Consider the following 20,602-nt stretch of genomic DNA (forward strand, 5'->3'; position numbering starts at 1 on the left):
GCAATTTATCAGTCTAAGCTACTTGGAAGAGTACGATTTTCAGTTGACCAATCCATGTTGCTCAACCGTTGTTTTTCATCACGAATAGCAATCTTGATTTTATCAAATGTATGCAACCTAATATCCTCGCCATTTTCAAATACTCCATATAAGGTTAACTCAATAAGGCCAGTTTCGTAATGTGGATGAAATGACCTGCTATTGACCACAAACATAGTGCGTTGATTAATCACTTCAATCATATCACCAACAACTGGAAGTATTGGGAATTTGTAAGTAATCAGTTCAGTTAGAGATTGCGTGTTGTATAAAGTTGTCCCGATAGTAATTTGGGGCATTAATTTAAAGGTTCAGTGAACAATATGTAAAACAGTCATCCCACTATAAATAATAGAAAGAGAATAGGTATTGCTATTAGGCCAACCAGCCAGATTTGCGCTATCCGGGTTCTCATGCTCTTGCTGAAAATCAACAGCGCTGTTATTAGGATAGTTCCACTACCGAGAATAAAACGTGTTGACAAATCTATCTTGGTACTTTTTATAGCAACCATTAAAACTGCAAACAATACACACCCCAAAAGCATTAGGCCACCGACAAGAAACAAGCTCGCACCTGTTTCTTTAATATCGTTTTTAAAACCGTTTTTAAAATCGTTATAGCTATTGTTGCTCATTTTCGATAGGTTGATAATCTGATCGATTCAAAAATTTATCAAAAACATTAAACATACCTTTGACTCTTTGCAAAAGGTCGACTCTTTTTTCACCAAAAGCTAAACGAGTCATGTTCAATGACAAGAAATCAACCCTTGCTTCAAGCTCTTCAAATCGTACTTTATTTATTGCGTCTATTTTAACATTGATGTTGCTAAATAAAAAACCAAGGCTTAAAACCTGTTTGGCCGGTGATTCGAGATTGTAAATTTGATGTTCATCAGTCCAATGAACAGATTTAAATTCCGATCCATATTCAACGCCAATAACAATATCAGTATATGGAGGTAAGATATTTCCATCATGATCCACTTTCAGGGAGGTGTCTGTGTGGTTACCGGGGATAAACTCCATCTTTAAGTATCCAAGTTGTTTTTTACCCCAGAAGTTCTTTTTAAAAAAATGAAAGATGATACCGTCCCTGATATACTCTTGTTCAACTATCGGGTAAAGCAGAAGCAATCCACTAATGGTTTCAATGGTTTGTGTATAGGGTTGATATGTTATAATTGATGGTTTGATTCCTCCATATTCGGATAGGGTTGCCATTTGATAGATTTTAGGTTTTATAAATATAGTAAGCTGTGTGAATCCTCCCAGTGGGTAGCTTCAATAAACTTTAAAAGTTCAGGATCAACAACTTTCTTTGTTTCCCATTTTTTTGTGAAATTGTTGTATCTCGTCCAATACTCTTGATGCTGGAAGCGCCTTTCTCCGTTTGACAGCACAGTTATTTTAGGAGGCGCATTTCTCCAAAACTCCCAATCCGTCCACTCCTGAGGCTGTTTATTGGCAATGCTATTATATATATCAACGCTCCGATTATCAGTACAAATACTAAAAGCAAAATCATATTTGTTTTTACTGCTTATGATTTAAATTTCTCGTGTAGATGCGATTGCTTTGAATTTACTACCATATTGAGCTTTTACAATTCTTTCAGCTTCGTAACTATTTTTTGCTTGGATCACAACTTCAAGAGCGCCGGATGGGATAAGATAAAATCTGATTTTATAGGACTTCATGCAAATAAGGATTAAAGTACGTCGAAGATAGTAAAAACGATCCGAATTTACAACAAATCCGTTGTATTGTTTTCCTCTAAGTAGTACTAAAATTATTCCACGAAATGGAAAAGGAAGTACTTCTTAAAAATCTTGGTGAACGTATCCGTAAAATCCGGGAACAAAAGGGGATTACTCAAAAACAACTTGCCCACACTATTGGTAAAGACCAGCAGTCGGTACAACGGTTGGAAACCGGCCGTGTCAACCCATCCGTTTATTATCTTTATGAAATAGCTAAGGGGTTAGAGATAGAGGTTGAATTTCTACTGGCTATGAGTTAAGATTAAAATAATCATTAATAATAATTGCAAGTTCTACTAACTTGGATGTGCAGTAATCAATGAGCTGCGTAGGTTCGTAAACCGCCATAATGCCATCGATTGTTAAATTCCAAGTATTATATGGCATCACGAACCTTTGGTACCAAATATCCAGATTGGCTTTTCCATTAAGCTTATCTGCAACAAATTGGTATAGATTCATCCTATTATGATACTGATATTGAACAAAAAAATGGACTCTATCTCCGTCATAATCGCCTAAACCAAAAATTAAATTTTGCCATAGCGAATTATGTAAATGAATGTTCATCGCAGTCCTCATGTTTGATGGTTTCGCCAATTCGATAAACCACTCCCCGCCAAAATTTGGTAGTTCGCTTAAAAGCTTTGGTTTTAACTTAACAAAGAAATCATTGACCAAATGATTTAATATCTCCTGCCATAGCTGATATGTTTTAAATGCAACCTCTAAATTACCTGCGTTCTTTATAGCTTGCGTAACTATCAAGTTATCAAAATCTTCATTCATAAATCATACTTAATATAATCAATAAAATCTCTTAAAAACCATCTGTATTTATCCGACTGACATATATTTCGGCACGATATTAACCAATTGAGAAAGCCGTATGCAAACAATACATTTATATATTGACCTTGCATTTTGAGTATATCTAAATCCCCGGCTGATATACTTAGTTCATTTGGAGTGGTATTACTTTTAGATAAGTAAACTATTAAGAAGTTATTACCATAACGTGCTCGCATGTAATTCCGGTAATCTGAGATCTGTTCTATTTGGTCAGTAGCCCATGGTTTGTTTTCGATTACCATACCGAACTCACGCCAGTCTAACAAAATATCTATACGTTTTTGAGTATGTTTTATTAAAGAAGTACTCGCTTCTCTGTAAATTAAGGGAATAGAGGCTCTGAGCTTTTCTCTGTTGGGTAGGTCTAACAACTCTAAGAATTTTAATAAAAATACATCGCCTTGTCCATGTTTCCCTTTAGGATTTAGCAACTCTGCAACTATATCTGATAATCTGTTTTCATTAGGGTTAATGTAATCGAAAACGTTAAACTCACTTGATAAATACAGTTGACTTTGAGAACTATATTTTTTTAGTAGATCAAATTGATAGCATATATCATTATAATAAGATTCTACTTGCTGAATTAGACTCATGAAATATAACTTTTGTCCTGTGATATATTATAAAAATCCCCATCCCCTCTAATTATGACAGGACATTTTTAATTTTCTAAGCTACCTTTTTATTGAAACGGTTATATACCCTTCGTGCAATCATTTTCTTTACCAATTCTCCGAACTCTTTGTCATCCAATATTTTTGAAAAAATATCTTGATTTTGCTCCATACGACTTATCAAGCTATCCATAAAGACATCATCGAAAGCAAACAAAAAATTTTCAAACGTATTAGTTTGGGCTTGTAGCTCTATTTTATCTGCGCTGGCTACCGCTTCTTCTATCTGGTCGAAATAAAGCTTGTCGGCATCGTTGAACTCAGTAGAGAAACGCTTGTTAAGCACCTCAATAATTTCCGATAGTGCCGCTCGCTCTTCTTTACTCATGCGGATACCGGCCTCATTCTTACCGTCTAAGCCGTACTCGCCCTGCGGTTCCATTAAGATGTTATTCTCAGCAACCTTTTGCAGCCGATAGTACTCTAATGATACCTCATCCCCCAATTGAAACCGGTCATTTGCATTACGGGGGAGCTTGCGCAATAGGAATTTACCGTAAGTGTAAAGTTTTTCTAAGTTAACATCTGTAAAGGGCATTATTTGAGTAAGAAATGAATATAACCTCACGAACGATTGTAGAGCATTTTTAAAGCCCTCCTGCGTTGCCTCCGCACTTAGTGTGTCATTCTTAGTTTGCTCAGCTGGTAACTGTTTGTACCGGTCAACAGCCGGGTCTACATAGGCGTTTAGTTTGCCCTGCTCTGCCGGAGATAATGCCTTAGTGTGCTTAAAAAATACGTTACAGAAGTTGTCTACCTCTGTGTCCCATATTACCCTTGCTTTCTTAATCTCTGTCTCCAAGTCGTACAAGTGGTTTGGGTCGGTGGTACTCTCAACCGTTGTTAGTTCGTAATAAGGTTGGAATGAGTTAAGTATCTCTTCTGTCTCGTTCGCAAAGTCCAGCACAAATGTATCATCCTTACCTGCACACATGCGGTTTAGGCGGGATAGGGTTTGTACTGCCTTAACCCCTGAAAGCTTTTTGTCTACATACATAGTATGCAGTAGTGGTTGGTCAAACCCGGTTTGGTACTTATCAGCAACCAATAATAATTGGTATTCATCAGTATTAAACTTCTTAGGTAGTTCCTTCTCCTTAAAACCATTCAAGTCCACTTCGGTAACACCATCCGGGTAAGCATCGTAAACCACCTTACCAGAGAACGCCACAATTGTTTTAATGTCGTTATACCCACGTATAGCGATGTAGTTATCAAACTCTTCCTTGTATCTAACTGCGTGTAAACGTGAACTGGTTACCACCATTGCCTTAGCCTTTCCGCCGATTTTCTTAGCGACCACCTGCCGGAAGTGTTCTACCATCACTTCTGTTTTTTGGGCGAGGTTATGCGGGTGTAATGATAGAAACCTTGATATTGCCCTTGCTGCCTGTTTCTTATTTACGTCCGGGTCATCTTCAATCTGCTTGGATAGTTTATAGAAGGTTTTGTAGGTAGTGTAATTGCGCAATACGTCTAATATAAATCCTTCTTCAATGGCCTGCCGCATAGAGTACAGATGAAACGGTTTAGGCTTACCATCAGCGCCGGGGGTACCAAACACTTCTACCGTCTTAGCTTTGGGTGTAGCCGTGAACGCAAAGAAACTCAGGTTCTCTTGCTTACCTCTTGCCTCCATTGATTTACGGATAGCATCCTCGGCATCTTCATCCAAGCCTGAAAAACTTTCATCTATCTCGGCTTCTTCCAGCGATTTTGCCGCCAATATTTCCTTCATCTTTTTAGTAGCTTCGCCGCCTTGTGAACTGTGCGCTTCATCTATTACAACAGCATACTTACGTTTGGGCAACTCCCCAATCTTATCTAAAATGAACGGAAATTTTTGCAGCGTGGTTATAATGATATTTGAGCCGGATGTAATGGCATCGGCTAATTGTTGCGAATCCTTATCAATTTTTTGCACCACGCCCTGTTTATGTTCAAACTGGTAAATGGTATTTTGCAATTGGTTATCCAGCACCTTGCGGTCGGTGATAACGATAACAGAGTCAAATATGCGGTTGTTGTTAGCATCATGGAGGCTGGACAGGCGGTAAGATAACCAAGCAATACTATTACTTTTGCCGGAACCTGCACTATGCTGTATCAAGTAATTATGGCCTGTGCCCAACATCCGGGCGTTGTCACTTACCTTACGTACCACCTCCATTTGATGATACCGGGGGAATACAATTGTTTCTTTTACTTTGGTAACACCATTAAACTCAAATTCTTCAACGCTCAGGTGTAAGAACTTGGCGATTATGTCTATGAAACTATCTTTAGCCCATACATACTCCCACAAATAAGAAGTTCTGTAACTGGTATAATTTGTAGGGTTACCAGCACCATTGTTGTTGCCTAAGTTGAAAGGCAGGTAACGAGTGTGCTTGCCATCCAGCTTGGTTGTCATGTAGCACTCATCAGTATCTACAGCGAAGTGCACCAGTGTACGTTTCTTAAATTGAAATATTGGCTCAGTTGGCTCCCGGTCATAGACGTACTGCTTCTTAGCGTTGGTAATATCTTGACCAGTAAACTGATTTTTAAGCTCTATAGTAACAATTGGCAGCCCGTTGAGGGATAATACCATATCAATGGAATTATTGCCCTTGCGCTCGTAAAACAGCTGTCTGGTTACTGATAAATGGTTCTTATTGTAAAGCTCCGCTGCGGTTGGATTAAGGGAGGACTCCGGCTTAAAATAAGCCATCTTAAATTTTACGCCATAATCGGTGAACCCATTTCGTAGCACATCCAGTGAACCACGCAAGTCCAATTCTTTCAGTAGTCGGTTTAATACTTTTTTCTCAACTTCTGTTTTATGAATAGTGTTTATTTTCTGCCACTCTTTAGGCTGTGTGGTTTTTAGGAAATTGGTAACATAACCGGGGAAAATACCTAAGCTAACATCAAAATCGTTGGAGTATCCGTTTACATACCCGCCGCCATTAAGTAGCGCCAGCTCAATAGCGGCTTCAAAAGTTTGTTCAGTATGGATACCGTTTGCCATAATTTATGATGCTAAGGTTAGGTATCCTGTTTCAGGTATTACTTCATTACGCACATCTACTTTACCAGTAACTACTTCTGAAATCAGGGAAGTTTTATACTCTTTTAGCAATTCAATTTCTTGCTTTGTTTTATCAATTATATTTTCAATTCTTTTTTCTTCTGCCTCAACGTAATTGACAATTGAAGCCTGTTCTGTGATAGAACCAAACGAGACTAAGAAGTTCTGAAACATTGGTCGTCTTAAAGAATCTACCGTTGACTTCGCTGATAGCTTCTTTACTTCTTTCTCAAAGTTATATTTCAAATAATAATATAAATATTTACCCGAAACTTCTTTAAAGTCACTCATTCTGTATACACGTTGATGGTAGTCAAATTTACCATCTACGTAGTGCCAGACTTTACATACTCCAACGCCATCGCCTGCGGTAAGAATTGCCTCACCATCAAATGAGTAGCTCGAAATTCTTTCAATCGTTTGAGAGCGAACGTAAAACGGATAAGCACCATCGTCTTCACGGTTTTCAGTATCTTTATCACCCGTTCCAATGTCGCATAGATATTTCATTCTTTTCACTTGCCAATGTCTCGGCACGTCACCCAGCCAATCAATTGCACTATCTTTCATAGGTACATTAAGGTCTATGCCTCTGGTAACGGCCTGATTAATGATTGCGATGCACTCTTCATTCAGTAACTCTGTTAACCTTTCTTTGTCGCTAATGAGTTTATCTATTTTAGCGGTTTTTGTATTAAGATAATGCGCTATATGTTTTTGTTCGTTTATTGAAGGCAATATAATCGGAACATTTTTAAACGAGTAAGTTCCTATTCCATATCTTGTTATACCATTTGCCTGTGTTGAAAAGAATTGATTGTAGTATGTTGACTTAATTAGCCAAAACAAAAAATTACCGTTAAGTTGATTGGCGTCTGGACGCATCAAGGTAAGGTGATAACCGCATATAACACCTTGTATATCCTTTGGCACAAATGCCGGTACAGCAATATCAGTCGGGTCTTCACTATCTTTAGTTGCAATAACGTCCCCAGCTTTAAGTGAAAATTTTTCAATTTGACTATCGCTGGCGGTTGCCGTCATAAATGCCATGTCAGCGGTGATAAAGTCATTTTTATAAACATCAACATAATTGCATAGATCTATCTGCTGCTCGCCTTCAACAGTCTTTTTGTCTACGTTACTTGGCATGACATTACCGACAAATTTTACTTTCTTAATGTCCCAGTATTGAGGTATATCTCCAATCCAATCAACGCTTGAATCTTTATAATTTGAGTATTTTTCCATCAGGCAATTACCTCATTAATCAAGCCCGCTGTTTCTTCTTCTAAAGCCAATATGTCCCGGCGTATTTCATTCAATGTGCGTAGCGGTTTATACTGATAGAAATACTTGGTAAAGTTTATCTCATAACCAGTACGTGTCTTAGTTTCATCAACCCAAGCATCGGGCACGTGCGGCAGTACCTCAAGCTGCATGTAAGTATTTATGTCTTCTTTCAACGGTATATTCTCAGTATCCCGTAAACTGCTATCTGCTTTTGGTTTACCGTTCTTGTCCATTTTGATATTGCCCTTAGCATCACGTTCAGGGCGTTCTACCGTAACCTTATAGTACCCAAAATCCTTGTTGTCAAATATCTTACTGTATTCCCCCGGCTGGAAGTCGCCGTATATATTGGTGATGGTTTTTATGTGGTCGGGGCTTAACTCGTTACGTTTGTCGCCAAGGGATTTACCCATCTTCTTAGAAAAGTCTACTGCGTTAATCAACTGCACCTTGCCTTTTCTATTAGCAGGCTTGTGGTTAGTTATTATCCATATATAGGTGCCGATGCCAGTATTGTAAAATAGTTGATTAGGCAGGGCTACAATAGCTTCTAACAGGTCATTCTCAATTATCCATTGGCGTATGCTGCTTTCATTCTTAGTGGAGCTTGGGCTACCCGCAAACAGAGGCGAACCGTTGAACACAATAGCCAACCGGGAACCTTCCGGCTTCATTTTAGAAATCAGGTGCATCAGGAACAAAAACGAACCGTCGCTCGAAGCCGGCAAGCCTGCACCAAAACGACCACCAAAACCTTTCTCGTCATGCTCAGCTTTAACCTTTTTAGCTATCTTCTCCCACTTAACACCAAAAGGTGGGTTGGTAATCAGGTAATCAAATTTCTCAGTAGATAGCTGGTCTTCTGATATGCTATTACCTCGTTTGATATTAACAGGGTTCTGCCCCTTGATCAACATGTCCGATTTACAGATAGCGTAAGACTCAGGGTTAAGCTCCTGCCCGAATACCTGTAAACGTGCATCAGGGTTAAGTTCATGCAGGTATTCTTCTGCAACACTTAGCATCCCACCGGTACCGGCACAGCAATCATATATGGTCTTAATAGTGCCCTTACGTGCAAGTATGTCCCGATCATCGTAAAACAGCAAGTTAATCATCAGGCGTATTACCTCACGTGGCGTAAAATGCTCCCCGGCCGTTTCGTTTGAAAGCTCTGCAAACTTGCGTATTAGTTCTTCAAACATATACCCCATCTCCATACTGCTTACCTTATCAGGGTGAAGGTCTACTTCCTGAAACCGTTTGATTATCATAAACAGCAGGTCGGCATTATCCATCCGGGTAATCTGGTTCTCAAACTCAAACTGCTCAATAATTTCACGTGCATCCGTTGAGAAACCGTTAATGTACTCTATTAGATTAGCGGCGATGTTATTCGGGTCTGCAATCAGCTTTTCAAAACTAAACTGGCTGCGGTTGTGAAAGCTGTACCCCGATACCTTATTGAGGATTGGGTCAATGTTCTGAATTTTAGAGGCAGTTACAAATTTATATTTATCAAGTACCGCTTCTTTTGTAGGGTCAAGTACACAGTCCAACCTTCTCAATACTGTTAAGGGAAGTATGACTTTACCATAGTCACTTTGCTTGTAATCTCCCCTTAAAAGATCGGCTATTGACCAAATAAAGTTTGCGTATTCTTTAAAGTTCTTCATGTTATTTTATAATACGGCTAAGTTCACTAAAATTAGAAAATTTAATGAATTGAAATATTAAATAAGTTTTGCCCTGTGATATATTAAACAAAATACCACCTCCTCTATTTATTACAGGACAAAAGTCACAATAACCGTATATTGAAATGACACTTGCATTTGAGTGAAACTGAACTATGTTTGCAGTAGGTAAACACACTATCGGTATCGTTGAAGGGAGTCGAAAAATAACTAAAAGACTTCATGATAATTTTTAAATAAAACTTGCTTTTTTTAGAAGCTGAACTATGTTTGCAGTAGTGATAACACATGCATGTAACACATTAAATGAAATTCAGACTATGCGCAGAGTATTGAAAATCAAAACAATATTTACACACAAGGAGTAGGTATGCCCATGTACCTGCACTTGAACATTATAATCATGGGGCAGGAGATGTGAGAATGAATTTTATATTACAAAACAATGTTTACTTTAAGGTAATCAATGGGATTACCACACCAACAGGGCGTAAATCAGACGTCCAAAACACCAAATATTTTTATATAGTACACAGGTTAAATTACATGCGTCTTTACCGATCGGAAGAATATAAAATAGGTGTACCAATGAACTATAATATACTGCAAGATATACTTTCGGTTAAGCCAACCAAACTAAAAAAAATATTCAAATGGTTAATTAACAATAAGATTATAGAAAAAGTTAAAAACTATTCCGTTGGGTACAGCAGCTCGCTTTACAAACTCCACCCTTTAGTTGAAAATATGCCTATTGACACATTGTCTTTATCAAGCACCGAGTCCGGTTTGGTAAAGAAAATGAAAGAGCATAGAAATTCTTTTTCTATGCCTTGTGTAATCACGGATCACCAGTTCGATTTAATGTCACGAATAAATCTCAGTGCGGCTGGTCGGGAATATTTAGAAAAAAGATATATGGATTTATTGGATTGGGGTGAACTCGAATATGCTGTGGCAGATCCACGCCATTACGATCTACTTTGTTTTTACTTGAACGACACCTATTGCCGACGTAACAGAAATACGCACCGAGTATATTCATCAGTGACCAGTATGCCGGGGCGATATCGTGATTTTTTAGAGTTCGAGGGGTTGACATTATATCAAATAGATTTAAAAAATGCTCAGATACTTTTGAGTGTCTCGAAAATTATTGAAGAATTCCGAGCAGAATATGGAGATATCGAACCACTTACAACAGATATACGTGATTTTAAGCATTTAGCCGAAACTGGTAAGTTTTACGAATACATGGCTAATAGAATTGGTGTAGATATTACCAATGAGAAATTAAGAAGTAAGTTTAAGGAAATGTTCTTTAAAGAGATTTTTTATTCAAAAAACAGCAACAGAGCAACTCAATTAAAACACGCTTTTAATTTGGCTTTTCCTACCGTTGCTGCGATAATTAGACATATCAAGCGTCATGATTATCGCCAGTTTGCAATACAATTGCAACGTTTAGAAGCCAGTATATTTATTGATGAGGTATTGCGAGAACTATACAGCATGAATATAACCGCATTTTCAATACACGACTCAATAGTTACTACTACCGTTGATGATTTACTTACAGCCGAAATCGCTATTACTGATGCATTAAAAAAGTATGATTTGAAACCTACATTTAAAAAGTCAGGAGGGGGATCGTTGAAGCAGGCAGCATAATTGAAAAGTTTTCAAATTTAATTTTAAAAAAAAAATTTTTTTTTATTCGCCATAAAGAGAGGGAAGTGTTAGAATTTTAAAAAGTGAAATATTTCCACTCAAAAATTGCCACCGATTATCGGAGGGTGTCAGATGGTTGGTCGGGGCGGATAAGCATGGTGGCTAAAGGGGGGTACGCTCCCCCTTAGGGCGGGGCTAAATCTCCAACATCGGCAAAACGTCTTTCAATTGCTCAATATTAATCTCGCCTAAACCACGTAGATATTTCAGGGTAACAACCATTGTAGAATGCCCCATAAGCTGTTGAACTATATGCAAATCTTTGGTACGAGTGTACACATCAACGGCGGCAGTGTGACGAAAGGAGTAAATTGTTTGGTCGGGTTGCAGTAAGCCGTCTGCTAATAATGCAGGTCTTGCACGTGTCCAGTTCAAACTAAAATAGTACTCATTGTAAGGCTCGACGGTTAATGAAAATATATTTGCATCCGGGTTGGATATTTTAGTTAACCGTTCAATGAGGTCTTTGCGTACATATTCAGGTACGCCCACTACACGAATTCGTGCGCTCTTGTTTTCAAAGCCTGAAAGGGATATTTGAGTGTAATCCTGATTGAAATGTTTCTTTTTCAAAAATCTGATTTCATGGTGTGGGCGTAGCAAACAACCATAAGAAATAAGGCAGCACAGATACAACTCATAATTGGTAGCCTTTAAGTGGTTTAACAATGCTGTGAGTTGTTCTTTGGTGTAAGTTTTATGAAGTGTAGCTTTAGTTTTTAGCCGGGGTGCTGATTTGGCGTAGTTTACTGGTATATATTTTTTACGAACAAATTCCGCCATGAAAACCCCCAACGCACGACGCTTATTCATGTATTGTGTAGGGGTTCCTTTGAACTGATTTAGAAAACGTTCTGCACTAAAAGGATTCAGGTTCTTAATAGTACTAACCTTTTCTTTATCTGAAAGAAAATTTAAAAACTGGTTACTAACGCTGCTTAGTTGTCGTTTATAGAATATACTGTAGGGGCTTGATAGTTTATGTGCTTCAAATTGTTGAAAGGCTTCCTGTACTGTTATCTCACTTTCATAAACAGGTGTAACATCAATCTTAGTTTCATTCGGGTTCCAGTTATTGTCCAGTGCTTTCTTAAATTCGAAAAGTAATTTTGCCAACAAGCGATTTTTCTCTTTAAGGGATTTTGCCCGGTTAGGGTTTATCTTCAAGTCAAGCTTTTTAGCATTGTATTCCCGGTACCGGGTGCCGTTGAAAGAATACTGGATGTAAGACCGATAATTTAAGTCAGTAGTGGTAACGATTTTTGGCTCAGTGAACATTGATTTGGCGCATATAGTGGCGCACTTTCACCGGAACTCTTAAAAAACGCCCTTTTTAGCGTAGCTCAGCTGGTAGAGCAAATGACTCTTAATCATTGGGTCGAGAGTTCGAATCTCTCCGGGGTCACTTAAAATCAACAAAAAAGCCTCGCGAAAACTCGCAAGGCTTTTTTGTTGCAAATTATATCCACTAAAGTACCTTAAATTGAAACACCCCCGATTCAGATGTATTACCGTTTGAATCACGGGTAACCACTTTCCAGTAAAATGTGGTTGCCTGTTTTACAGGCAGTTTGTTGTAAAAGCTGTCTTTTATTTTGGCTGCAACCAAAGGCGGCGTAGTACTATCGCCAAAATACAAATCGTAATTCAGGATATCATTATCTACATCGCTGGCTTTCCAAACTACGTTATACGTGTGTTCGGTTGAGGTGGCAACGCTTGCGCCTACAGCGGGGCTTACGGCTTCGGCAGGGAAGGGTGCATATGATACTACTCCCGGACCCGAATTGTAAAATTTCCAGGTATCGCTTAGCGTTTTAGCATCAGTGTTTTTTGATGACAAGGAAACAACATTCCATGAATAAGGGGTGTTGCGATCAAGCGTTACTTCTAACTGCGTTTGCGTGGCCGATTGTGAGACGCTTGCGCCGGTAAGCAGGTTTTTTATACTGATCGAGTAACTATCGGCGTTACTGGCGCTTCCCCATTTAAATACCACTTTGCTTTGAGTAGCGGATACGACGGTGCCTTGGTTACACAATTCGTCTTTTGCCGGAAACAGCAATGCCGAAACACCGGGTACTGGAGGAGGTTGCGGTGGAGTATCGCCGCCACCGCTTTTGCCACAGCCTGTTGCTATCAATAATATGGTTATATAGGTAAGTAATTTTCTCATTTTTTGATGATCTTGAAAACCGACTCAACGTTGTCGGCCAGCATGTTTAAAGAATAGGTTCCGTTTTTTAATCCTGCCAGGCTAAGCTGAACAACCCCTGCCTGGTTATGGAATTTTTGCTGATATAATAACCGGCCATCGGCAATGTTAAATACCCTGATGGTGCAGTTGGCAACAACGGTATCACCAAGGTTAACATTCAAAATATCCAGAAAAGGATTTGGATAGGGCAGTGCGTTATCGCTCACCGCGATGGTTTTTTCAATGATTCCCTGGCAAAGCTTATCTGTTGCTACTACAAGCTTATTATTGCCTTTGCGTAATGGTAATGAAATAGAATTATCGGTAGTATGATAAACCGTACCATTCAATTCAACCGCGTAATTATCGCTGCCGTTTAAGCTTAGGTTAACAGTTTGTGTCGCTTTATTAACAGATGAAAATACCGACAGGTCCTGAGGTTGGGTGATCACAAGATCATAACATTGTTTATAGTCGGGCTGGCCATCAACGGTGATACAAACGTTATAAGTTCCTGCGGCTAAATTATCGATGGTTAAATTATTGGTAAATGTATATTGCTTATTTAACCCGTTGCCGGTTAGCGCAGCCTGGTAGGAAAGCGATTGTACCGCTGTAATACCGATAACGCCGTTGCTTTCGCCTTTGCAGGTAGCGCTTGTTGCCGATACTTTGAAGTTACTTGCCGGTAAGGTATAAATGGCAGTAACCGTAATTTCATCAGATGTTAAGCTAATACCGGCATGAGTGAGTGTAACACTGTAATTTCCAGATTCGGTAGCCTTAAAGGTTTGTTGTGTTGCTCCATTGATATTTTTACCGTTCTTCATCCACTGATAAGCATAATCGCTGCCGATAGTGGCATAAAGTGTAACACTACCACCGCTTACAAAAGTTGTTTGGCCACCGGCTGTAACTTTAGGTTTAGGTGTAAATAAGAAGCCGGTGATAGAACCGGCGCCGGCAGGCGATTCAAGGTAGATATCACCTTCGGCTCCGTCGCCAACGGTTGCAGTGATCCGGTCATCGCCCTGCACAACAAATGCTTTGGCTGGTACCGAACCAAACCCTAAGCGGGTAGTGTTGAGGAAGCCATGGCCCGTAATGGTAACAACTGTTCCCGCTACAGCCACTTTTGGTGAAAACCCTGTTATGGCGGTTGGTGGTACTACCACAAAGCCCTTTATAATGGCCGAACCGATTGGTGTGGTTACTACTATATCTCCACCGACAGCACCCCGGCCCACATATGCAAATAGTCCCGTTGCGGATTCGCTTGAAAATGATGCTGCGGGCACGCCGCCAATTGTTACCGAAGTAACGTTGGTAAGGTTTGTGCCTGTTAAGTACACCCTTGAGCCTATAAAGCCCTGAGCGGGAACAAAAGAGGCCAGTGTTGGTGCCGGCTGCGGCTGAATGAATGTAAAGCCGTTGATATTAGCGGTGCCTGCCGGGTTGGTTATATACACCGTACCGCTGCTACCCGCGCCAACTACAGCCGTAATGCTGGTAGGACTGTTTACTGTAAAAGAAGTTGCCGGGCTACTCATGAAGCGAACGTCGGTAGTCCCGGTTAGGTTAGTTCCGGTGATGGTTATCGGAGTGCCTACTGTACCCGATGTAGGGTTTATAGAAGTTGCAGTTGGCGGATACAAATAGGTAAAGCCCGGAAAACTTACTGTATTGCCGTCGTTAGTAAGGGTGATATCGCCGCTTGCACCTGTACTGCCCGGTACGGCAGTTATTTTGGTATCACTAAGTATACTGAATGATTTTGCCCGCATACCACCAAAGCTTACGCTGGTGACACTTTTCAGATTGCTGCCGTTAATTACAACTGTTGAACCTGCATAGCCTGTGGCATCGGCCGAAGTAATAACAGGTGGTGCTATGAAAGTAAAACCCGTCTGTTTGGCTGTGCCGCCGGGGGTTGTTACCACTACATCACCGCTGGCAGATGGGCCGATTATTGCCGTAATATTTGTTGCAGAGTTAACCACAAATGATTTTGCAGGTACGCCACCAAAGCTTACCGCTGTGGCTCCTGAGAAATTACTACCTGTAATGGTAATTGTAGCGCCAGCACCTGCACTGTTGGGGGTAAAATAAGATACAACAGGCGCGCTTATAAAGGTAAAGCCAGCCAGGCTTCCGGTGCCTCCCGGTGTGGTAACAGCTACGTTGCCGCTGCCCGCTGTATTTACTGTGGCGGTAATGCTTGTTGCACTGTTTACGGTAAATGATTGCGCCTTATAGGTTCCAAAAGTAACTGCGGTTGCACCTGTAAAATTAGTCCCCGTTATATTTACTACACCACCTGTAGGCGCTGTATTGGGCGTAAAGGCAGTAACGGTTGGCGGTACAATATAGGCAAAAGTGGCCGTGCCTCCTGGCGTGGTTAGTACAACGTTACCAGTAGGTGCTTTGCTGGTAACAGCAGTAACCATGCTCCGCGAATTTATTTTGAAGGATGTTACAGGCGTTCCACCTATACTCACATCAGTAGTACCGGTAAAATCTGAGCCGTTGATGACTACGGTATATGTACCACCCGAAGAGGTTGTTGATAATGACTGAATAACCGGTTTAGGTAAAAAATTGAAGGCGTTGAGTGCTACTGTACCATAAGGCGTGGTAAGTGTAATATCGCCCGAGCGCCCTGTACCAACTACTGCCGTGACCTTTGTGGCCGATTCAACGTTAAAACTTGTGGCAGGCACGCCCCCAAAGTAAACTGCCGATGTCCCTGTAAGGTTAACACCGGTAATGGTAACGGTTTTGCCTTCGCCGGTAATTTGTGGGGTAAATGATGTAATGCCCGGGGTAAGTAATCCTGACTGATTGATTAATAACGAAACATAATAAGTATTGGATTCGACGATATCGGGTTTGCCGTCGCCATTAACATCGCCTACAGCAATGCCCAGCGGGTATTGGCCGGCATCAAAACTTATTGGGCCGCTAAATACTAAGGCGGTGCCCGTGCTTTTATTGGATAACAATTTTGCTGTACCGCTATCGTGATCAAGAAAAGCAAGGTCCGGTCGGCCATCGCCATCCATGTCGTTCATTACCAGATCGTCGGAATATAATTCGGTATAAAAATCAACTTTTGTATCAAACGATATATTGCCTGGAGTGCTTGTATTGCGTAGGCCACAACCCGTTTTCATTTCACCAAAAAAAGGATGATTGACTACTCCAACGTCTGGCTTGCCATCGTTGTTCATATCGCCAACAGCTATATTATAGGGCGAATCGCCAGCAAGAAAATCTTTTTTTGTATCAAATGAAATAGATGACCCGGATGTGGTGTTTCTTAAAACGGAAATTGTAGCACCTTCATGATTGCCGGTAACAATATCAGCACGCCCGTCACCATCCATATCAACAATTTCAACATCAAATGGAGCAGCACCGGTTACAAAATCAACTTTAGGGTCAAAAGAAAGCGCGCCTGGTTTGCTTGTGTTTTTATATACAGAAACTACATCGCCTACCTGGTCAATCACTGCGATATCGGGTTTGCCATCAAGGTCAAAGTCGCCCGCCTGGAGACCGAAGGCGCTTATCGGTTCCTTACCAAAAGTAATGCCTTTAGCGAATGAAATCTGGCCACCGCTGCTTGTGTTAAGGTATGTGGTGAATGTTGGTGACCGATAATTAGCAACAGACAGATCGGGCAATCCGTCACCATCCAAATCTGCGGCTATTACCTTTATAGGATCTATGTCATTACTGATGAAACAATCAGCATTAGGGCCAAAGGGCTTTGTGCTGCTGCCGTTATTTTTATAGATACGTACGCCACCGCCCAGGCCTGTTGTGGTTACTACAAGGTCGGGCTTGCCATCGGCATTGATATCGGCAGTAGTAACCGATCCTGTATAATTATTATCGTCTACCGGGAGGTTTAATTTGGGGGCAAATGCATTGTGGGTTGTAAATACGTTACCGCCGTTATCATAAGTAACAATAAATGGCCTGGCCGAGTATCCTGTTAGGTTATTAGTAGTAACGGCAACCGGCTGAAACGTTGCCCCGGCAGGTACAATAGCAGTTATAGCGCTATTAGTAGCTGATTTCAATGTTGCTTTGGCTGCGCCAAAAAATACGGCATTCAGCGCCGCGTTGGCATTGAAGTTTTTACCACTAATGGTAACTATAGTGCCCGCCGGTCCAGAGGCCGGTGAAATACTGGCAATTATAGGCGCTTGCGCATGTAACTGTATTCCGAAAAGCGTCAGGATAAAGAAAGCAATACAATGTTTAATGTAATGGGTTATTGATATTTCGAGGAGTTTAGGTAAAGATTTATTCATGCAGTTGTGATAGGTTCTCTGTTATCAAAACGTTTGGTTGTTTTTTAACGAGAACGGTTTAAGTTTGAGGCAAATATAGCAAAGCGCTTTGGAAAAGCCAGTCGTTTTTTACTTAAAAGAAAATTGTTTTATTGTTATTTGTATGTTAACAGATAAGTCCTGGTGGTAAATTAAAATTTCGCAACAATGTATTGATTTTGTTGTTGTAATTTTAATAAATGCTGCTTAAATTGTGGAACTTAACATCTACTCCCATGGAAAAAAGAAAATTGCTCAAAATTAACAAGCTTCAGTATGAAAGCTTAGTTAAGGACTTTATCGCCCAAAACGGCCTAAACGTTCAGTATTCATATACTAAAGATCATTTTTACTTGTTTAGCGACGAGTCTACCATAAATCAACTTGAAACACAGGCTACAAGGATTAGCTAATAAAGTATAAAATATAAAGGGCCGATAGTATTTACTATCGGCCCTCTTTAATTCTTTATTGATTATTACACCGCAGCGTAAAGTTCTTCCTGTTGCTTTTGAACTACAGCGCTGTTAATATATTCGTCGTAGGTCATGAGCTTATCAATATAGCCACCCGGGGTTAGCTCAACGATGCGGTTTGCAACGGTTTCAACCAATTCATGATCTCGCGAGGTGAAGAGTATGGTGCCACGGAAATCTTTCATACCATTATTGAGGGCAGTGATTGATTCCAGGTCGAGGTGGTTGGTTGGCTCATCAAACATTAAAAGGTTAGCTTGTTGCAGCATCATGCGGCTAAACATGCAACGCATTTTCTCGCCACCCGAAAGTACGCTGCACTTTTTCATAACCTCTTCGCCCGAGAACAGCATCCGGCCTAAAAAGCCGCGGATAAACTGATCGTCCTTTTCGCCTGGTGAATATTCGCGCAGCCAATCTATCAGGTTATCAGTCTTGCCGTCAAAGTATTCGCTACTATCGTTAGGGATATCGGCAGCATTGATGGTTACGCCCCATTTAAAAGTACCTGTGAAATCTTTATCTCGTCCGGTTAAAATATTATAGAAGGCAGTGGTTGCCAAACTGTTTTGCGACAGGATGGAAATTTTATCGCCTTTATTTACTGTAAAAGTAATATTGTTGAACAACACTTCACCATTTAGCGTTTTACCCAGGTTTTCAACGGTTAGGATCTGGTCACCGGCCTCACGACCAAGGTTGTTGAAGATAATGCCAGGATATTTACGGTTTGATGGCTGGATCTCATCAAGGTTGATCTTATCCAAAGCCTTTTTACGGCTGGTAGCTTGCTTTGATTTTGACGCGTTAGCGCTAAACCTGCGAATGAATTCCTGAAGCTCTTTAACTTTATCTTCAGCCTTTTTGTTCTGCTCGGCACGTTGCTTCAATGCCAATTGGCTTGATTCATACCAGAAGGTATAGTTACCAGTATAAATGGTCATCTTACCAAAGTCGATATCTACCACGTGGGTACATACAGTATCAAGGAAGTGCCTGTCGTGCGATACAACCAATACAATAGCTTCATATGAGGCAAGGAAATCTTCCAGCCAGCTGATGGTGTGGATGTCCAAGTCGTTGGTAGGCTCATCCAGTAACAGGATGTCAGGTTTTCCAAAAAGCGCCTGCGCTAATAACACACGTACTTTTTGGGTATTATCAAGGTCTTTAACCAGTTGATAGTGAAATTCTTCTTTAATGCCAAGGTTGCTCAATAGGGTAGCAGCATTGCTTTCGGCATTCCAGCCGTCCATTTCTGCAAAAAGGTTTTCCAGTTCGCCGGCACGTTCTCCGTCGGCATCGCTGAAATCCTCTTTAAGGTAAATGGCGTCTTTCTCCTTCATTATGGCATACATTTCCTTATGACCCATCATCACAGTTTCAAGAACTGTAAATTCGTCAAAAGCGTAATGGTTCTGGCTTAATACCGCCATGCGCTCGCCCGGAGTAAAACTAACCGAACCGCTGGTTGGATCAATATCGCCCGAAAGAATTTTCAGGAATGTAGATTTACCTGCGCCATTAGCGCCGATAATACCATAACAGTTGCCTTGTGTAAATTTCAGGTTAACGTCTTCAAATAAAGTCCGCTTACCGTAACGTAAAGAAAGATTGGATACCGTGATCATGCTGCACCTCTAATTTGGCGCAAAAGTAAGCTAAAAACTTCATTTTTACGACATACGGCGCCGATATTATGGATGGGGATTTTTTTGAGCAGCAATTTTCCCCACAAAATTAACTGATGGGCATACAATTACACAGAAATGATAATTGAATGTAAACTAAAAGCGCGTTTGGAGCGTTTTAAAGGTACATTTTACCAATTATACTATAGTGGTACAGCCTTTGACTAACAACTGATATAACAATTTATTTAAATTATTTAACAATGGTCATGGGAGCTTTAATTATAGGTTTAATTATCATCAATGTGGTAATAGCCATCAACAATACTCAAAAACGCAAAGTATACTAAATACAAGCTTTGCAATAAAGCTGGTGTTAGCTTAAAATGTTAAGTAAACTTTGTGTTTCATGGTCGGCCAGTTTTTGTAGCGGACCTGACGCCAGCATTTTCATCATCATGCTAAGCTCAGCATTAATGGTGAATAAAATATCTGTATGGTCGTTATTGAAAGATAACGACCATTTTAGTTCAAGATCAAATGGGGGCTTTTCTGCCGGGATAATTCTTACCAATTGATTGTGAATACGTTCCTCAATTTTCAAAGCAAGTTTGGCCATATTCTGGATACTAAACCGCGCCTCGTCACGGGTAGACATCCATTCCTGGATATTATCGGGCATTAGCTGCTGATGATTATTAAAATCGGCCAAAAAATCATAAACCTCAGCTAAAGGTTTGTTAATGCTTATTGTACTTGTGAATGTATTCATTTTGGTAGATGTGAGATTTGAGACAAATTCGGCTGACTATTAACAATGAACCAAAATCA

17 protein-coding genes are annotated in these 20,602 nt (G+C 40.2%); 3 read left to right on the forward strand and 14 right to left on the reverse strand.

What is annotated here, in order from left to right:
* Positions 1-8: 8 nt before the first annotated feature.
* The 4 genes from DEO27_RS09160 to DEO27_RS31380 form a co-directional block, all read right to left on the reverse strand.
* Positions 9-338, reverse strand: a complete 330-nt coding sequence (locus DEO27_RS09160) for a hypothetical protein (RefSeq protein ID WP_112569159.1) — start codon at positions 336-338, stop codon at positions 9-11.
* 35 nt (positions 339-373) lie between these two features.
* Complete coding sequence (locus DEO27_RS09165; protein WP_112569157.1) at positions 374-676, reverse strand: hypothetical protein; 303 nt, start codon at positions 674-676, stop codon at positions 374-376.
* Positions 663-1,265 carry a hypothetical protein gene (locus tag DEO27_RS09170; protein WP_112569155.1) on the reverse strand — a complete coding sequence of 201 codons (603 nt, stop codon included), beginning with the start codon at positions 1,263-1,265 and terminating at the stop codon, positions 663-665. The genes DEO27_RS09165 and DEO27_RS09170 overlap by 14 nt, the downstream gene beginning before the upstream one ends.
* Before the next feature lie 326 nt (positions 1,266-1,591).
* Positions 1,592-1,741, reverse strand: a complete 150-nt coding sequence (locus DEO27_RS31380) for a hypothetical protein (RefSeq protein WP_190295359.1) — start codon at positions 1,739-1,741, stop codon at positions 1,592-1,594.
* Positions 1,742-1,845: 104 nt separating this feature from the next.
* Between DEO27_RS31380 and DEO27_RS09175 the strand changes: the two genes are divergently transcribed.
* Positions 1,846-2,064, forward strand: a complete 219-nt coding sequence (locus DEO27_RS09175) for a helix-turn-helix domain-containing protein (protein WP_112569153.1) — start codon at positions 1,846-1,848, stop codon at positions 2,062-2,064.
* Here the strand turns inward: DEO27_RS09175 and DEO27_RS09180 are convergent.
* The 5 genes from DEO27_RS09180 to DEO27_RS09200 all read right to left on the reverse strand — a co-directional run bounded on the left by DEO27_RS09180 (position 2,054) and on the right by DEO27_RS09200 (position 9,375).
* Complete coding sequence (locus DEO27_RS09180) at positions 2,054-2,593, reverse strand: hypothetical protein (protein ID WP_112569151.1); 540 nt, start codon at positions 2,591-2,593, stop codon at positions 2,054-2,056. The genes DEO27_RS09175 and DEO27_RS09180 overlap by 11 nt on opposite strands.
* Positions 2,590-3,252, reverse strand: a complete 663-nt coding sequence (locus DEO27_RS09185; RefSeq protein WP_112569149.1) for a PD-(D/E)XK nuclease family protein — start codon at positions 3,250-3,252, stop codon at positions 2,590-2,592. The genes DEO27_RS09180 and DEO27_RS09185 overlap by 4 nt, the downstream gene beginning before the upstream one ends.
* A 76-nt stretch (positions 3,253-3,328) precedes the next feature.
* Positions 3,329-6,346, reverse strand: a complete 3,018-nt coding sequence (locus tag DEO27_RS09190) for a type I restriction endonuclease subunit R (protein ID WP_112569147.1) — start codon at positions 6,344-6,346, stop codon at positions 3,329-3,331.
* A 3-nt stretch (positions 6,347-6,349) separates the two neighbouring features.
* The gene (locus DEO27_RS09195; RefSeq protein ID WP_112569145.1) at positions 6,350-7,657 is read right to left on the reverse strand and encodes a restriction endonuclease subunit S; all 1,308 of its coding nucleotides are present in this window, start codon (positions 7,655-7,657) and stop codon (positions 6,350-6,352) included.
* Positions 7,657-9,375 carry a class I SAM-dependent DNA methyltransferase gene (locus tag DEO27_RS09200; RefSeq protein ID WP_112569143.1) on the reverse strand — a complete coding sequence of 573 codons (1,719 nt, stop codon included), beginning with the start codon at positions 9,373-9,375 and terminating at the stop codon, positions 7,657-7,659. Before DEO27_RS09200 ends, DEO27_RS09195 begins: the two co-directional genes overlap by 1 nt.
* A gap of 609 nt (positions 9,376-9,984) precedes the next feature.
* On the opposite strand from DEO27_RS09200, the gene DEO27_RS09205 reads away from it, so the two are divergent.
* On the forward strand, positions 9,985-11,067 hold the full coding sequence (locus DEO27_RS09205) for a hypothetical protein (RefSeq protein ID WP_149301871.1): 1,083 nt from the start codon (positions 9,985-9,987) through the stop codon (positions 11,065-11,067).
* 195 nt (positions 11,068-11,262) lie between these two features.
* Here the strand turns inward: DEO27_RS09205 and DEO27_RS09210 are convergent, their stop codons facing one another.
* The 3 genes from DEO27_RS09210 to DEO27_RS09220 form a co-directional block, all read right to left on the reverse strand.
* Complete coding sequence (locus tag DEO27_RS09210; protein ID WP_190295360.1) at positions 11,263-12,294, reverse strand: tyrosine-type recombinase/integrase; 1,032 nt, start codon at positions 12,292-12,294, stop codon at positions 11,263-11,265.
* 301 nt (positions 12,295-12,595) lie between these two features.
* Positions 12,596-13,303: a hypothetical protein gene (locus DEO27_RS09215; RefSeq protein ID WP_112569137.1), complete on the reverse strand. Its 708-nt coding sequence runs from the start codon at positions 13,301-13,303 to the stop codon at positions 12,596-12,598.
* A complete protein-coding gene (locus DEO27_RS09220; RefSeq protein ID WP_112569135.1) occupies positions 13,300-17,646 on the reverse strand; it encodes an IPT/TIG domain-containing protein in 4,347 nt (1,448 codons plus the stop codon). The genes DEO27_RS09215 and DEO27_RS09220 overlap by 4 nt, the downstream gene beginning before the upstream one ends.
* Before the next feature lie 254 nt (positions 17,647-17,900).
* Between DEO27_RS09220 and DEO27_RS31385 the strand changes: the two genes are divergently transcribed.
* On the forward strand, positions 17,901-18,077 hold the full coding sequence (locus DEO27_RS31385) for a hypothetical protein (protein ID WP_154402355.1): 177 nt from the start codon (positions 17,901-17,903) through the stop codon (positions 18,075-18,077).
* A gap of 65 nt (positions 18,078-18,142) precedes the next feature.
* Here the strand turns inward: DEO27_RS31385 and DEO27_RS09225 are convergent, their stop codons facing one another.
* Together DEO27_RS09225 and DEO27_RS09230 are read right to left on the reverse strand one after the other, a co-directional pair.
* The gene (locus DEO27_RS09225; RefSeq protein WP_112569131.1) at positions 18,143-19,771 is read right to left on the reverse strand and encodes an ABC-F family ATP-binding cassette domain-containing protein; all 1,629 of its coding nucleotides are present in this window, start codon (positions 19,769-19,771) and stop codon (positions 18,143-18,145) included.
* 376 nt (positions 19,772-20,147) lie between these two features.
* Entirely contained in the window at positions 20,148-20,543 is a 396-nt protein-coding gene (locus tag DEO27_RS09230; RefSeq protein WP_112569129.1) for an SRPBCC family protein, read from the reverse strand.
* Between the last annotated feature and the right edge of the window lie 59 nt (positions 20,544-20,602).

This window comes from Mucilaginibacter rubeus (assembly GCF_003286415.2).
GTDB classification, from domain to species: domain Bacteria; phylum Bacteroidota; class Bacteroidia; order Sphingobacteriales; family Sphingobacteriaceae; genus Mucilaginibacter; species Mucilaginibacter rubeus_A.